Source organism: Pseudomonas prosekii (assembly GCF_900105155.1).
In the GTDB taxonomy this organism is placed as follows: domain Bacteria; phylum Pseudomonadota; class Gammaproteobacteria; order Pseudomonadales; family Pseudomonadaceae; genus Aquipseudomonas; species Aquipseudomonas prosekii.
This window is the reverse complement of the sequence record NZ_LT629762.1, coordinates 4530072-4545899: the sequence shown is the minus strand read 5'-3', so window position 1 is coordinate 4545899 and position 15828 is coordinate 4530072. Positions and strand designations below refer to the sequence as shown.

Here is a 15828-nt window from a genome sequence, read left to right as displayed (position 1 = left end):
AAAGCTGACCTTACATGTTTGTTGGGAAGCTAGAGAAGCCCCGCAAATGCGGGGCTTTTTTTATTGGAGAACGATATGGGCAATGGAAAAAAAGACCCCGTTCCACAGTTCAAATATAAAAAGCACATGTCTGTAGGCGCAATGAGCGCTGAGGAAGACCACCGTTTTCTTCAAGATTGCTTCCTCGACACCGGTGACTTTGAAGTACTAACTGATACGCACAATCCTAAATGCATTGCTCTAGGAAGAACCGGCGCAGGAAAAAGCGCGCTTTTAGAAAAAATAAAACAAAAAGAAGAGCATGTAATCGAGTTACTTCCTGAGGAATTATCGATTGGCTACATATCAAACTCAAACATCCTGACCTTCTTCGAAAGCCTAGGTGTAAATCTTGATTTATTTTATCAACTGCTATGGCGGCACGTCTTATCCGTTGAATTAATAAAAAACAAATTCAAAATAACAAACGAGTACTCTAACAGAACTTTCTCAGAGCGTCTTTCGGAAATCTTTAGAAGAGATCAAAAAAAAGAAAAAGCGATTAATTATCTTCGCCAATGGGGGGATAAATTTTGGCTTGAAACAGACACGCGAATCAAAGAGCTAACTACCAAACTTGAAAACGAACTCAAAGGGGATATCGACTTAAAATCACTCGGAATCCCGATTAACGCTTCAGGCGCTGAAAAACTCACAAGAGAGTCAAAGCAAGAAATATGTAGCCGCGCCCAGGCAGTTGTAAACAAAGTACAGGTTCAGGACCTCAACAACGTAATAAGCTTATTGGCCCAAGATATATTTACAGACACACAACAAAAATTCTTCATAATCATAGATAAATTGGATGACAACTGGGTTGAGGACGAGATGCGGTATCGTCTAATCCGGGCACTAATTGAAACAATAAAAACATTCAGGAAGGTTAGCTCGGTAAAAATAATCGTCGCCCTACGACTTGATTTGCTTGGACGAGTATTTGATCGAACAAGAGACGCAGGCTTTCAGGAAGAAAAATACGAAGACATGCTCTTAAGAATAAGGTGGAGCAAAGAGCAAATAGAAGAAATGTTAGATAAACGTACAAGCCTTATGATCCGACAAGCTTATACCCAAGACAGGGTAAAATCGGGAGATATCCTTCCCCCACACGTGGGTAGTGAACGTTCATTAGACTTTATGCTAGATCGAACATTAATGCGCCCTAGAGATGCCATCTTGTTTATGAATGAATGTTTAGAGCAGGCTCAAGGCCACCCAAAAATAACCGCCAAAATGATACGAGACGCGGAGATAACTTACTCAAAAAAGTGAATCGCCCCGGGTTTTCTAGACACTCTCCAGGCTCGCTGCGTAACGCTTTTCAAACTCTACCGGTGACAGCTGATTGTTGAAACTGTGGCGTCGTTTTGGGTTGTAAAACATCTCGATGTAATCGAACACATCATCCCGAGCATCCTGGCGTGTAGTGTAGATTTTACGCTTGATCCGTTCCCGCTTTAGCAGCTGGAAAAAGCTCTCCGCCACAGCGTTGTCGTGGCAGTTACCTCGACGACTCATGCTGGCCACCAGGTTGTTAGCTTTCAAGAAGCTTCGCCAGTCTGAGCTGCTGTACTGACTGCCTTGATCTGAGTGGATCATCACCTCTTGCTTCGGCTTACGTCTCCAAACCGCCATCAGCAGTGCATCAATGGCTACGTCGCTGGTCATCTGCGACTTCATTGACCAACCAATGATCTGGCGTGAAAACAGATCGAGCACCACGGCCAAATACAGCCAGCCTTCATATGTTCGGATGTAGGTAATGTCTGTGACCCAGACTTTGTTGGGTTCTCTGACATCGAATTGGCGCTTCAGTAAGTTCGGTGAGGCAACGGCTGGTTTACCGCCATATTTTCCCGGCCTCCGTCGATACCCAGTCTGAGAACGTAAACCCTCAAGGCGCATCAACCTAGCCACCCGGTGACGGCCACAGCTCTCACCAACCTCTCGCAGGTCATCATGGATCTTGCGATAGCCATAAACGCCACCGCTTTCCAGCCAGGAGTGTTTGATCAATCCAAGCAGTCGCTGATCGTCCTTGGCTCGCGCAGATTTTGGTTCTGATAGCCACGCGTAGTAGCCGCTGGGATGAACCTTGAGCGTCAGGCAAAGCCGTCGAATCGCGTAATGACCCGATTGCTGCTTAATAAAGGCGTACTTCAGCCGCACTCCTTGGCAAAGTACGCGGCGGCCTTTTTTAAGATGTCTCGCTCCTCCGTCACCCGTTTCAGCTCGGCACGTAGACGACGAACCTCAGCGCTTTGATCATCCTCCTCAACGCGCTGTTCTTGGGGCTTGGTGTAGCGCTTAACCCAGGCATAGAGGCTGTGCACGGACACACCCAATCGTGCAGCCACCTCCGAGACAGGAAGCTGCTTTTCGGTCACTTGCTTGACCGCCTGGATTTTGAATTCTTCGGGATATCGCTGGTTGCTCATGGCACCTCCTAATGGGCCTCATTTTAAGGCTTGGAGGTGTCTACGAAACTAGGGGCGATTCAGCCCCACTTAATGCCGACGACGTGCCGGAAGGAATTCTGAATCCCACACAGACCAGCACCGCAACGATTAGGTATGCGCGCGCGAAGAAGATTTCCGACTGGATATTGAAACAATCCGAAGGTCGCTGCGAAGGATGCAAGCAAGACGCTCCTTTTCTACGCTCTGACGGGTTGCCTTACCTCGAAGTCCATCATGTTAAACATTTGGCCAAGCACGGCTCGGATCGTCCGAAGAACGCCGTGGCGTTATGTCCTAATTGTCATCGACGTTGCCACTACTCAACCGATAGGGATGAATTTACCGCGTGGCTTTATGACAACATTGCTCGGCTGAGACGTGAGTAATCGAGGTGAATGGGATTCGTGGCGAGGGGGTTTACCCCCGTTCGGCTGCGAAGCAGTCGTTAATCCTCACAACTAGGTTTGTCTGATTCACCGCGTTTGCTAGGTTTGGGGCTGCTGCGCAGCCCAACGGGGGTAAACCCCCTCGCCACAGGTTTGTACCTGGCTTAGCCGATGCGTTGATGCAGGCATTCGCGAGCAAGCTCGCTCCCACAGGTTTGGTGTGTTGCCGCAGGTTTCGCATTGTTTTGAAATCAGTCAGTGCAACCCGCCGTGCCTCCCGCTATTAATACCCTCCCCCACTCAAGGACCCGAGCCCGCCATGAAATTCGACCTCGCCTACTGCCTCAGTCTCGACGACAAGCTGTCGATCTATGACGTGCGCGATCTCAATTTCGACGAGACCATGGAGTTCGATTCCGCCAAGGAACACTTCCAGTGTCCCAATGACGCCTGCCGGGCGGCGTTTGATGCGGCGAATGTGCTGACCACGTTTAACGCCAAAAACGTGAATTACGTTCGCACCCCGCACTTCAAGAACACGCCGAGCACGCGGCATGTCGCGGATTGTCCTTATGTGAGTCTGAAAACGCCGGCGTCGGGCGTTGAGGCCGAAGGCGCGGAAACGGATGACAGCCGCGAGGAGCATTTCCCGTCGGAATTGTTACTGACTCGGCGCGAATACGTGCGCAAGCCGTCGAGCCCGGCAGTGGCGGCGGATGTGGTGCGCGATGATCCTAAACCATCGCCCGCGAACACTAGCGTCGAGCATCCGAGCCGTGAAACAGCACCGGACAAAACCAGTGTATTCGCGCATCCGGTGGAGTGCTTCGTGTCGAACTTCGAGGACAAGGAGTTGCTCAAGCGCATGCCGCTGAAGATCGGCGAGCACACCGCGCCTTATGGTTCTTTCTTCAAGAAGATTGAATACCTGACCGACAACAAGGGGCTGATTTACTGGGGCAAGATCAAGGAGATCAAGGATTACACCCAGAGCTTTCGCATCGATTTCGAACAAAAAGTCTGGTTCAAGCAAGCGGACGAGGCGAAGAAGAAGCCTTACTCAGTGAACGTTTACTTGAGCAAGAAGCTGATCGACAACTACCGCAAGCGCAAGGCGTTCCTCGAAGAGATCAAGCACGCCATCGACAGCGGAAAGGAGTTGTTCTGTTTCTTCTATGGCGTCACGCCGGAGTTGAAGCAAGTCCCGAGCAAGAAAAACCCCGAACAGACGTTCGGGGTGTTCAGTGCGAATATCGAGAACCTGGATCACTTTATCGTGCGGGAAGCGCCGGGGTTGGCGGATAAGTAGCGTTTGCCTCAAGGCAACTGCAGCGCGGCACTGCCGGGGTGTTGCCGGATGAGTTCGTAAGGCAGCACGCTGAACTCCGTGTAGCGGCACATCGAGGAAATATGCGGAAAGGACGGCACTAACTTGATGCCGCTTTCGGTGAAGTACCAGGATGGGAATTTCCAAGGTTGTTCGTCGCCGTAGATGCAGCCGTCTTCGCGTTCAGTGGTGGTTTTCATCTGGTCGGGATAAAGCGCGCTGAGTTGCTGCAACAACCACGGAGCCAGGGTTTCGGTGCGGTATTTAGAGTAGGTTTCGTACGACTCGGAAGATGGCATGACGTCGTTGTACTGACGTTCATAGTGCAGGGGGCTGCCCTGCCCCAGCCACAACACGTCTTCAAGGGTTAGCGTATTGCCGTTATTTGCATCGAGATTGAGTGGCATATCGTTTTCATCGGTGTAGGCGCCGCCGCAACTGTACTCGGTGGCAATGCTTACGCTGAGGGTCGACGGTCCCATCCACAGCGGTTCCACCGTCTGCGCGTAGAACGTCTCGCCGCCACTGGCCACACAATCGAACTTGCCTGCCACTTCCTGCCACAGCCGCCCCATTAACTGTTGATTGATGCGCTGACGCTGTGCGGCGGTGTAACCCGACACCACTTCAAACAAGGTCGTCTCGGATCTAGGCTCGATCCACCATTGCAACGCGTGGCCCATGAAGTTTTCGGTCTTACCCTTCCTGAGTTTCAGACCTTGCAGGCGCAGGTATTCGTAGGGCGACTGGTCGCGCAGGGTGACGAGGAAAGGCACGGTGTCGGCAGGCGCAGGGGCGATCCGGGCTTGCTGCAAGTCAACTTTCAGCACCTTGCCTTCGGGGCTGCGCCACTCGCCGTACCAACCATCCGCTTTGGGCTTAAGACGAATCGTTGGACGGAGCGCGTCCTGAGAATCACGCGGCGCTGACTCATCAAGCACCAGTGTTTCACCTTCCTTTTTGCCAATGAGCATCAAATCCTTGCGGTACTTTTGATAAAAGTAACGGCCGCCCACTTCTTCGCTATCAGTGTTTACTTCCAGCACGATCGGAGTTTTTCCGAGGGTGCCGATGTACACGTGTTTGCCACTTTCGGCCCACAGCGGAGTTGAAAACGCGGCGCACATCAACATGACGACGCCGGTTAAGCGACGCTTTCCTTGGCACATCAAATCATTCCTTGGGTAAATGGGAGTAAAGAGTCTCAAGGCAATTGCAGCGCCACACCACCGGGGTGTTGTTTGACGAGGCTGTACGGCAAAACACTCCAGGCAGTATCTCGGCACACCGCCGCCGCATGGATGAAAGACGGTTCCAACTTCAGACCGTTTTCGGTGAAGTGCCAGAGTGGGTAGCCCCAGGGCTGATCATCGTTATAGATGCAATCGCCCTCTTCTATCGCAGGCTTGATCGTCATTTCTTTGGGATAACGCTTTAGCAGTTGCGCCACCAGCCACGGGGCCAGCTCTTTAGTGCGGTATTCGGAATAGGTTGGATATGGCTGGGATGAATATTCATCCGTGCCTTCTTCGAAATGCGCCGGTTTGCCTTGGCCCACCCACAGCACATCATCAAGCGTCAGGACTTTGCCTGTCTTGGCATCGAAGTTGAGCGTTTCATTGTCTTGATTGGGATGAAGGCCGCCGCAGTAGAAGTCGGTAGAGGTGAAAGCACTCATGACTGACTGTGACATAAACACAGGTTGACTCGTTTGGGAGTAGGAGCCCGGACGGCCATCGACCGTGCAACCCAGCGTATCGCCGACGCCTTGCCACAACCGCGCCATCAAGCGCTGATTAATGCGTTGACGTACTTGCACCGAATAGCCTGAAACCACTTCAAACAGTTGAACGCCCGACAACGGCTCACTCCACCATTGCAGCGTATATCCCATAAAGTTTTCGGTCTGGCCCTTGCTGAGTTTCAGGCCTTGCAGGCGCAGGAACTCATAGGGCAATTTGTCATGAAGCTGAGTCAGGTAGGGCAAGTTATCGCCGGTTAGTGGCGCTAGTCTGGCTGGCTGCAGTTCTACTTTGAGAACTTTGCCCTTGGCGTTGGTCCACTCGCCCGACCATCCCTGCGGTTTGGGTTGCAGGCGAAAGATGGGGCGATGCTCATCTTCATCCGCGCCCTCACTCATTACAAGCAACTCACCTTCCCTCGTACCACTAAGAATCAGATCTTGCCGGTACTTTTGGTAGAAGTAGCGCCCCTCCCCAGAGTTGAGATTCACCTCCAGCACAATCGGCATTTTGCCCAGGTTTCCGGTGTAGACCTGGGTGTCGCTGTCGGCCCAGAGCACGTGAGAAAACGTTGAGCAAATCAGCGCGACAACACCAGTCAAACGACACAATCCCTTGAACATCATTCCATCCTTGCCTTAATAGGTGTGAGCAGCCTCAAGGCAACTGCACCGCCACTCCACCAGGATTCTGCTTGATTACCGAATACGGCAAAACGCTCCAGTCGACAAACGCACATGGCGCGTCCGCGTGGGAGAAAGAAGGTCCGAACTTGATGCCGTTTTTAGCGAAGTACCAGGTCGGGTAATCCCAATGGTCTTGCTCGCCGTAAGTGCAGTTGTCGTCGGGGACTGGCTGCATTTCTTCGGGGTAGAGCTGACGTAATTGCGCAACCAGCCAAGGGGCGAATTCGTTGTTGCGGTATTCCGAATACGCGGCGTAGATTTCGGCGGATTGTTCGCTATTGCGCTCTTCGTAATGCAACGGCTTGCCCTGCCCCACCCACAGCACATCTTCGAGCGTTACAGGTTTGCCGTTTTGCGCATCGATGTTGATGTAGGCGTCGCTGTAATCCGGGTGTGCGCCGCCGCAATAAGCCTCGGTGCCCACGCTGACGCTGATGACTTTGGGCGTGATCAACAGCGGTTTGACCGTTTGCACATAGTAGGCCCCGCCACCCGCCGAGAAGCAGCCGTAATACTGGACGACTTCTTCCCACAAACGTCCCAACAGCAACTTGTTGATGCGATCACGCACGTCGGGGGTGTAGCCCGAAACGATCTCGAAGAAAGCGGTTTTAGTTTGCGGCTCGCTCCACCATTGCAGCGAATAACCTTCGAGGGTTTGGGTCTTTCCTTGTTTGAGCTTCATGCCCTGCAGACGCAGGTACTCGTAGGGCTCGGCGTCGTAGAGCTTGGCGAGATAGGGCAGCGTGCCTGCCGATATCGCCGGGAGTTCAGCTTCCGTCAGTTCTATCTTCAGCGTTTTACCTTGGTCGTTACTCCACTCGCCCCACGCTTTACCAGATTCGATATTCAGATGAATTTGCGGTAGCGGCTTTTCATCACCGTAAGGTTGTTCGCCTTCATTCAGCACCAGCGTCGCGCCCTGCATAACACCGCTCAGGGCTACGGGCAAACTCAGTGGGTTGGCCATGGACGTGGCTTGCGACATGCTCAGGCCACAACGCCGCAGCAATGGCACGGTCATGACACTGCCGCCCACGCCGAGAAAGGTTGCGATAGCGCCGATTCCTACACCAGACACCGCCACTTTCCCCAATCGGCGTGGGACTTCGTTACCCGAGTGTGTGAGAAAACCGCGCCGGAACAGGCAGTCCAGAATTGTAATGCCCAGATAGACGATGAAGGCATAGCGAATCACCTCACCCTCGGCCCACATCGCCGCGACGGCGCCGACAATCGCGCCCAACCCGATGTACCCACCCAGCGGCCACAAGTAATGGCGAATCAGACTACCGGCGCGGTGGTGTTTTCCGGTGGCGAGCAGTGCGTTGACGATCATCACGCAGGTCGAAGTCGCCACGGCGATGTGCATTGCCGATTGACCGATGGGGTCATCGGCGCCGTGACTGGCCATGAGCATCCGATACAGCAACGGCACCACGACAAAGCCGCCGCCGAAGCCAAACAGCACGGCGGTGATGCCGGTCATGCAACCGAAGAGTGTCAGTAGAAGGTAGAACATCGCGCAGCGTCCAATGGTGGGGAGCGGTCGACGATAAAGTGGTGCCGCTTGGCCTGCGTCAGCAAGTCAGCCAATAATGTTCGCGTTTACGCCAACTGCTGGATATCGCCTGATGCGCAATGTTTCGATCAATCTGCTGGACGACACGCCGCGGCCGGTGGTGGCGATCGGTACGGATTATTCCCACGGACATGTGTTGCCCCTTCATACACACCGAAGGGCGCAACTCCTGTATGGCGCCACTGGCGTGATGCAGGTCAGCACCCACGACGGCAATTGGGTGGTGCCGCCGCAACGGGCGGTGTGGATTCCGGCGGGAGTGGCTCATGAGGTGTTAATGCTGGGGGTGAGTACACGAAGTTTGTACATTGAGCCGACGGCGGTTGATTTGGGCGGTCGCTGCCAGGTGATCAGTGTGTCGCCGCTGATGCGGCATTTGTTGATGGCGGCGGCGGAGGTTCCGCTGACCTACGATGAGGCCGGCCGCGACGGTGTGCTGATGGAATTGTTGCTGCATGAGCTGGCTCATAGCGCGCATTTGCCGTTGCACATTCCGCTACCGGTTGAAGGGCGATTGCTCGGGTTGTGTCAGACGTTTCTCCGGCAGCCCAATATCCATCAAGCGCCGCAGCACTGGGCCGATCAGTTGCACATCAGCCTGCGCACCTTTAATCGCCTGTTCCGCCAACAGACCGGCTTGAGTTTCAGCCAATGGCGCCAGCAAGCCTGTGTGGTGCTGGCCCTGGCGCGGCTGGCGGAGGGGACGCCGGTGACGCGGATCGCCGTGGACTTCGGCTACGACAGCCCGGCGGCGTTCTCGACGATGTTTCGCCGAGTACTGGGGCAGGCACCGTCCGTCTGGATGGATGCGGCGAAATAGCACAAATCAAAAAATGCATTTGATCCGGGACCAAAACAACTGTACAAAAACACAGTACATTTTGACTCAGCACTCTCGAGCCCGGAGAACACCATGGCCTCTTCTGCGATGAAAATCACTTTGGAACGTATCGCCCTTTTTCAATTCACCCCGGCCCACAGCGCTCAAGCCCGAGCAATGCTGGGTTGGAGCGTTGACGAGCTGTCCCGCGAATCCGGGGTTTCGGTGCAGGCCATCGAGCGTTTCGAGGCCAACCGCGATGTGTTGGATGTCACGCGACTGACGCTCGCGTATCGGTTTGAATCGGAAGGCCTGGTGTTTTTCCCGGGGTTTGCGCCGGGCCGGGGGATGAACGTCAGAGGCTCGACGCCGGACCCGGTGGCGCGCGCCGATTATGCGATGGTTGAGTGAGTTCGAGCAGCGCAAAAGCAAACACCATTACGCCAGTGGCCGCATGAGCCACTGGCGTTTGATCACTCTTGGAAAGCCGGGGGCTGAAGCTTCATCGAGGCTTGCTCATAGCTGTAGGCCAGCGCCAATAGCTGAGGATCACTCCAACGGGTGCCGAAGAAAAACACCGAAGTGGGCAGCCCTTCCTCCTTCATGCCTGAAGGCACGGTGACGGCAGGGTAACCCGCAACGGCAGCGCCAAACTGTGAATAGCCATCGGCTTCGGCAATGACGGCGTCCAGATTGTGTTCTATCAGTTGCTCATCGATTGCCTGCTGGAAACTGGAATTGAGCGCTTTGAACTGTTCCGTCGCCTGAGCGTAAGTCATGTCCAGCGCGTCGATGTCTTTGAGCATCTGTTGACCGTAACCTTCGGCGCCCGGATGGCTCTCGTTGAACTCAATCAACTCTGCAAGCGTCTGGATCGGCTGACCGGAGCGTGTAGCAAGGTACTCGGGCAGATCGTGTTTCATGCCGCCCATGAGCACGCTGAAGTAGTTATGCATATCGGGCAATCGAGGTGTTAACGGCACCAGAATCGCGCCCTGCTCTTCGAGCGTGGTTAATGCCATCCGGAATTCCAGGCCCGGCTCCAACACACGGCCGTAGGGACCGGTGTACGCAGTCGGGTAGCCGATGCGTTTGCCTTGCAAGGCATCCGTTGCCAGCAGCGCGGTGTAATCGATTCCCACTGGGGCGGCGCTGGATCCCGCGTCCGCAGCGTCGATGCCTTGCAACGCGTTGAACATCAGCGCTGCATCACGAACAGTGCGCGTCAGGGTTCCGGGGGTGTCTTGCAAGCGGGTGATCGGAATAATCCCCGAACGGCTGAACAAACCCAATGTCGGCTTCACGCCCACCACGCCGTTAGCAGATGCCGGGCAAGTGATCGATCCATTGGTTTCGGTGCCGATGGCCAGCGGCGCAAAACCGGCGGCAACACCTGCAGCAGAACCGGAGCTGGAACCGCACGTTCCTGCGCCCAACAAGTGCGGATTTTTGCCTTGGCCGCCGCGACCGCTCCAGCCATTGGGCAAGTCCATCTGGCGCACATACGCCCATTCGCTCATGTTGGTTTTGCCAATTATCACCGCGCCGGCGTCACGCAGTTGCTTGACTACAAAGGCGTCAGCGGCAGCCGGGTCGCCGATCATCGCGGGTGAACCGGCAGTTGTTTGCATCTTGTCTGCGGTATCGAAGTTGTCCTTGATCAGCACCGGAATGCCATGCAATGGCCCGCGGCTTTTACCTTGCGTACGCTCATTGTCGAGCGCAGCAGCGATGTCGATAGCTTCGGGATTGAGTTCGATAACGGCGTTGAGCGTCGGCCCCTGCTCGTCCAGCGACGCGATGCGCGCTTGCAGGTGCTTGACCAGTTCGACCGAGGAGAGCTCGTTACGCGCCATTCGCGCAGACAGGTCATGGACGCTCGCGTATTCGAGCGCCACGTCACTGTCCGTAGCAGCGACGGCCAGACCGGCGAAAACAGAGCTGGCGACCGACAGCACAACGGCTTGTGCCAGAGCCGTCATGCGGCCCTTGTAAAGGTGATTCATGTAAAACGTCCTTGAATGACTTAAAGCGAGCGATTCATTCGCTCGCCACAAGACTACAAGGCAGTTGTAGGAAACGCCTGTCAGCTACAAGGCGTTAATCGTGTGGGATAAATCACCCAGACTTGTAGCCGCTACACGAGAGACGACCTTCTTCCTCCACCAGATCTTGCATTTCCGACCACCAAGGCTGACCACGCTGCGGATATTTCACGTTGAACGCTTCGCCCATCTGCGGCGTGGTAATCGACACACTGCGCTCCCAGGCCAGCGCCAGGATGCGGTCGAACGGTTCGTACCAGGCGTGCATCGACAGGTCGAAGGTGCCGTTGTGAATCGGCAGCAACCAGCGGCCTTTCAGGTCGATGTGTGCTTGCAGGGTTTGTTCGGGTTGCATGTGCACGTGCGGCCATTCGACGTTGTAGGCGCCGGTTTCCATCAGCGTCAGGTCGAACGGGCCGAACTGTTCGCCGATGCGTTTGAAGCCGTCGAAGTAGCCGGTGTCGCCGCTGAAGAAGATTCGGCTGTCGGCATCGATCATCACCCACGATGCCCACAGCGTGCTGTTGCCATCGAACAAGCCGCGCCCGGAAAAGTGCTGCGACGGCGTGGCGATGAATCTAATGCCATCGACTTCCGTGCCCTGCCACCAGTCGAGTTGGCGGACTTTGGCGGCATCGATGCCCCATTTGATCAGGGTGTCGCCCACGCCTAGCGGGGTCAGGAAGTAGTTGGTTTTGTCCGCCAGTTTGAGCACCGCGTGGTGGTCGAGATGGTCGTAGTGATCGTGGGAGAGGATCACCGCTTCGATCGGCGGCAATTCTTCAAGGCTGATTGGCGGTTGGTGAAAACGCTTGGGGCCGGCCCATTGCACTGGCGAGGCGCGCTCGGCGAAGACCGGGTCGGTGATCCAGAACTTGTCGCGCAATTTCAGTAACACGGTCGAGTGGCCGAGGCGGTAGACGCTGTGATTGGGCGCGGCGAGCAACGCGGCGCGGGTCAGTGTTTGTACCGGCACGGCTGCGCTTGGTCGGGTGTTGCGCGGTTTGTGGAAGATCATGTTCCACATGATCCGCAGCATTTTGCGCAAGCCCTCGCGCTGCACCGGCGCGTGGTTGCGGAAATGTCCTTGGACCTGACGGGACGCTTCAGGCGTAAGCGCTTTGTCCGCAGAGGAAGTTGAAGTGACCATGGCTGAATGACTCCAGTGAACCGCTTGAAGAACGGTTTCGCTTTGTGGCGATAAAATGGCCAAGGCACGCACGCATCAGCCGAAGACGCTATTTGTCACGGTGCAGGATTAAGGAAACATTACACTGCACAGTGTAGTTTCAAGGTTGCATCAAAGCCGCGCACAAGTAAACTGCCGAGTGTAATTCTCTCCTCCCTTCTGCCGAAGCCAATTTATGACAGCTCCACAGCGCCTCACCGACCGTAAACGCGAAGCGATCATCCAAGCGGCGATTGCCGAGTTCCGTGCCAACGGTTTCGACATCACCAGCATGGACAAGATCGCCGCCACCGCCGACGTGTCGAAGCGCACGGTGTACAACCACTTCCCCAGCAAGGAAGAGTTGTTCGCCGAAATCCTCAATCAGTTGTGGGCGCGGGTGACAGCCGAACAGGAAACGCCCTACAGCCCGGATCAGCCGCTGCGCGATCAATTGCGCCACATCCTGATGGCGAAAGTGCAGATGATGGGCGACGACAACTTCCTCGATCTGGCGCGCGTGGCAATAGCCGCGACCATCCATTCCCCCGAGCGCGCGCAGAACATGATCACGCGCATGGGCGAACGCGAAGAAGGCCTGACCTTGTGGATTCGTGCCGCCCAGGCCGATGGCCGCTTGAAAGCGGTGGCGCCGGAGTTCGCCGCCCAGCAGGTGCAGGGTTTGCTCAAATCCTTTGCGTTCTGGCCTCAGGTGTCGATGGGCCAGAATGGCCTGTCGGCAGAAGTGCAAAGCACCGTCGTCGAGTCGGCGATGGACATGTTTCTCGCCTGCTATCAGCTCTAGATCAACGCCCTGCCGCCGCTGCGCTTTGGTTAAATGGCTTCCAAGGACACTGATTATTCCCGTTGGAATAAATGACAATGTCCGCCGCTTAACCGATGAACGGTAAGTCTGAATAAAACACCGCAATGTGTTTCAGAATGAATCTGGCGCAGGGAATTATGGAAAATCAACGCGGCAAGGGTCTGTCATTTGCCCGACGCATCTACATGCCCAGAACCGTCGGCCTGGGTATCGGCTGCATTTGTGTGACCGCTGCGCTGTATCCACTGAATATGCCCGGCTGGGTGTGGATTCTGATGTTGGTCAACGGCTTCGTCTGGCCACATGTCGCCTACCAGATAGCCAAACGCTCGCCCTACCCCTACCGCGCCGAGCGCCGCAACATCATCGGCGATTCGCTGTGCGGCGGTTTCTGGGCGGCGGCCGTGCAATTCAATCCGATCGTCACCGTGACCATTCTGTCGATGATGACCATGAACAACGTCGCCGCCGGTGGCCCGAGATTATTTCTCCACGGTGCGCTGGCGCAAATCGTCGGCGCGCTGATTGCCTGGTCGGTGTTCGGCATCGCGTTTACCTCGACGGCGACACCGGTCCAGGTCTGGGCTTGCCTGCCGTCCCTGGTGATTTACCCGTTGGCGGTCGGAATGGTCTGTTATCGGTTGGCGTTCAAACTCGCCGAGCACAAACGCGCGTTAAGCGCCCTCAGCCGCACCGACAGCCTCACCGGATTACTCAATCACGGCTCGTGGAAAGACCTGCTGCACGTCAAGTTTCAGCAGAGCCGACACAATCAGATTGCCTCGGTGATTGCGCTGATCGACATCGACCATTTCAAGACGATCAACGACAGCTACGGCCACATCATCGGCGATTCGGTGCTGCGCCAAATGAGCTTCGAGTTGCGGCGCAGTCTGCGCGACATCGACCTGGCGGGGCGATATGGCGGTGACGAGTTCTGCGTGATCCTGCCGAACATGTCGCTGCAGCAGGCCGGGGAAATCATGGAGCGCTTGCGCGAAGTGCTGAACAATTACCGCCACCCGCACGTGCCGCAATTGCAGATAAAACTTAGCATCGGCCTCGCCGCCTACCAACCTACGTTCAGCGACGCGACGGCATGGCTGAACGCTGCCGACAAAGCCCTGTACACCGCGAAAAACACCGGGCGCAACAAAATCAGCATCGCCGACAGCCTTGCGACTGATGCCGCGACCACGCGAATCTCCGCATGAAAAACTTATACAAGAATATTAATAAATCGCTTCCTTGTACAAGTTTACGAAGTTTTGTATAAGTATTGCTCTGTCAGCCACGGACCCGTTGACATTGAGCAGACATCGCCGAAAATCTCCAGGATTTTCGGCCTGCAGGCGCCGGAATAGGGACTGACTCTTCGTTGTTCCCAACCTTCTCGAGCACTGCCCATGTTCTTCAATCGCCATAAATCCGAACTCGAAATACTCCAGCACACCGTCGCCAACCAAACCGGCCTCCTGGAGGCGATTGATCGCTCGATGGCGGTGATCGAGTTCGACCTGAACGGCGTCGTCCTGCGCGCCAACGACAATTTCCTGATGACTGTGGGTTATCAACGCGAGCAGGTGATTGGTCAGCAGCACCGCAAATTCTGTCCGCCGGAGTTCGCCCGCAGCAGCCAGTACAGCGAGTTGTGGTCGCGATTGAATAACGGTCAGTTCGAGTCGGGGACTTTCGAGCGGGTCAACAGCAAGGGTCAGCCGATCTGGCTGGAGGCGAGTTACAACCCGATCAAGGATGCGTCGGGGCGCGTGGTGAAAGTGGTGAAGTACGCGCTGGATGTCACGGCCAAAGTGCAGCAGGAAAGCGAATCCAACGCCAAGTTGCAGGCGATTGACCGCGCGATGGCGGTGATCGAGTTCGACCTCAACGGTAACGTCATCACCGCCAACCAGAATTTCCTGACGCGCATGGGTTACATGCCTCGCCGAGCTCGAGGGCAAACATCATCGAATTTTCTGCACCGCAGCGCTGGTCAACAGTGGCGCGTATCAAGACTTCTGGCGCCGACTGAATCAGGGCGAATTGTTCCATGGGCAATTCGAGCGCGTCGATAAACGCGGGCAAACCGTGTGGCTCGAAGCCAACTACAACCCGGTGTACGACGCCAGCGGCCGCTTGTGCAAAGTGGTCAAATTCGCCTCGGACGTAACCGCGCGAGTCGAGCAACATGCCGAAGATGCGCGCAGTGCGACCGAGGCTTATCACATCTCGGTAGAGACGCGAAAAGTCGCCGAGCAAGGCACGCAAGTGATTCAACAAGCGGCCAGCGAGATGCGTGAAATCGCTGCGAACATCGAGGAATCCTCAACCCTTATTGCGCAACTCGGCGAGCGTTCCGAGCAGATCACCACCATCGTCAATACCATCCGGGCGATTGCCGACCAGACCAATTTGCTCGCGCTCAACGCCGCGATCGAAGCGGCGCGGGCCGGCGAGCAAGGTCGCGGCTTTGCGGTGGTGGCGGACGAAGTGCGGCTGCTGGCGGCGCGGACCAGCGGTTCGACGGCGGAGATTTCGAGCATGATCGGCTTGATCCTGAGCGAGACCCGGCAAGCGATCAAAAGCATGGACGGCACCCGCGATCGGGCGGCGCAAGGGGTTGAATTGGCGAATGAGGCGGGGACGGTGATTTTGCAGATTCGTGACGGCGCGAGCCATGCGGTGCAGGCGGTGAGCATGTTTGCGAATGAGCGGGTTGGCGAATAGTGGTGGTTTGCAGGGTTTGAG

The 15828-nt window shown here is 55.7% G+C and carries 13 protein-coding genes and 3 pseudogenes; 10 read left to right on the top strand and 6 right to left on the bottom strand.

The features are described 5' to 3' along the window. The first annotated feature begins 75 nt into the window (after positions 1–75). Complete coding sequence (locus tag BLU01_RS20690; RefSeq protein ID WP_092279007.1) at positions 76–1311, top strand: P-loop ATPase, Sll1717 family; 1236 nt, start codon at positions 76–78, stop codon at positions 1309–1311. 15 nt (positions 1312–1326) lie between these two features. Here the strand turns inward: BLU01_RS20690 and BLU01_RS20685 are convergent. Next, a protein-coding gene (locus BLU01_RS20685; protein WP_092271200.1) for an IS3 family transposase occupies positions 1327–2477 on the bottom strand; the annotation gives its coding sequence in 2 pieces (ribosomal slippage) (positions 1327–2243 and positions 2243–2477; 1152 coding nt in all). Positions 2478–2488: 11 nt separating this feature from the next. On the opposite strand from BLU01_RS20685, the gene BLU01_RS28210 reads away from it, so the two are divergent. After that, positions 2489–2884, top strand: a complete 396-nt coding sequence (locus tag BLU01_RS28210; RefSeq protein ID WP_092279005.1) for an HNH endonuclease — start codon at positions 2489–2491, stop codon at positions 2882–2884. Positions 2885–3203: 319 nt separating this feature from the next. Continuing rightward, a complete protein-coding gene (locus BLU01_RS20675) occupies positions 3204–4193 on the top strand; it encodes a hypothetical protein (RefSeq protein ID WP_092279003.1) in 990 nt (329 codons plus the stop codon). 8 nt (positions 4194–4201) lie between these two features. On the opposite strand, the gene BLU01_RS20670 is transcribed toward BLU01_RS20675, so the two are convergent. The 3 genes and pseudogenes from BLU01_RS20670 to BLU01_RS27865 form a co-directional block, all read right to left on the bottom strand. Further along, complete coding sequence (locus BLU01_RS20670; RefSeq protein WP_092279001.1) at positions 4202–5380, bottom strand: hypothetical protein; 1179 nt, start codon at positions 5378–5380, stop codon at positions 4202–4204. A gap of 35 nt (positions 5381–5415) precedes the next feature. Beyond that, positions 5416–6576, bottom strand: a complete 1161-nt coding sequence (locus BLU01_RS20665; RefSeq protein ID WP_092278999.1) for a hypothetical protein — start codon at positions 6574–6576, stop codon at positions 5416–5418. A 988-nt stretch (positions 6577–7564) separates the two neighbouring features. Continuing rightward, positions 7565–8161: pseudogene (locus tag BLU01_RS27865) on the bottom strand (sulfite exporter TauE/SafE family protein); the annotation flags it as partial. 112 nt (positions 8162–8273) lie between these two features. Here BLU01_RS27865 and BLU01_RS20655 point away from each other — a divergent pair. Together BLU01_RS20655 and BLU01_RS20650 are read left to right on the top strand one after the other, a co-directional pair. After that, positions 8274–9041 carry an AraC family transcriptional regulator gene (locus tag BLU01_RS20655; protein ID WP_092278995.1) on the top strand — a complete coding sequence of 256 codons (768 nt, stop codon included), beginning with the start codon at positions 8274–8276 and terminating at the stop codon, positions 9039–9041. A 93-nt stretch (positions 9042–9134) separates the two neighbouring features. Beyond that, positions 9135–9452 (top strand): helix-turn-helix domain-containing protein, encoded by a 318-nt coding sequence (locus tag BLU01_RS20650; protein ID WP_092278993.1) that lies wholly within the window; start codon positions 9135–9137, stop codon positions 9450–9452. A 62-nt stretch (positions 9453–9514) separates the two neighbouring features. On the opposite strand, the gene BLU01_RS20645 is transcribed toward BLU01_RS20650, so the two are convergent. Then, a complete protein-coding gene (locus BLU01_RS20645; protein ID WP_092278991.1) occupies positions 9515–11047 on the bottom strand; it encodes an amidase family protein in 1533 nt (510 codons plus the stop codon). A gap of 112 nt (positions 11048–11159) precedes the next feature. After that, entirely contained in the window at positions 11160–12236 is a 1077-nt protein-coding gene (locus BLU01_RS20640; protein ID WP_092278989.1) for an MBL fold metallo-hydrolase, read from the bottom strand. A 214-nt stretch (positions 12237–12450) separates the two neighbouring features. Between BLU01_RS20640 and BLU01_RS20635 the strand changes: the two genes are divergently transcribed. The 5 genes and pseudogenes from BLU01_RS20635 (at position 12451) to BLU01_RS28390 (ending at position 15807) form a co-directional block, all read left to right on the top strand. Further along, positions 12451–13059 (top strand): TetR/AcrR family transcriptional regulator, encoded by a 609-nt coding sequence (locus tag BLU01_RS20635; protein WP_092278987.1) that lies wholly within the window; start codon positions 12451–12453, stop codon positions 13057–13059. Positions 13060–13217: 158 nt separating this feature from the next. After that, positions 13218–14294, top strand: a complete 1077-nt coding sequence (locus BLU01_RS20630; RefSeq protein WP_092278985.1) for a diguanylate cyclase — start codon at positions 13218–13220, stop codon at positions 14292–14294. Between the two features lie 192 nt (positions 14295–14486). Beyond that, positions 14487–14849, top strand: a pseudogene (locus BLU01_RS28400) (PAS domain-containing protein); the annotation flags it as partial. 202 nt (positions 14850–15051) lie between these two features. Then, positions 15052–15210 (top strand): annotated as a pseudogene (locus BLU01_RS28395) (PAS domain-containing protein); the annotation flags it as partial. Further along, on the top strand, positions 15196–15807 hold the full coding sequence (locus tag BLU01_RS28390; protein ID WP_408003147.1) for a methyl-accepting chemotaxis protein: 612 nt from the start codon (positions 15196–15198) through the stop codon (positions 15805–15807). The pseudogene BLU01_RS28395 and the gene BLU01_RS28390, both read left to right, overlap by 15 nt. Positions 15808–15828: the final 21 nt, after the last annotated feature.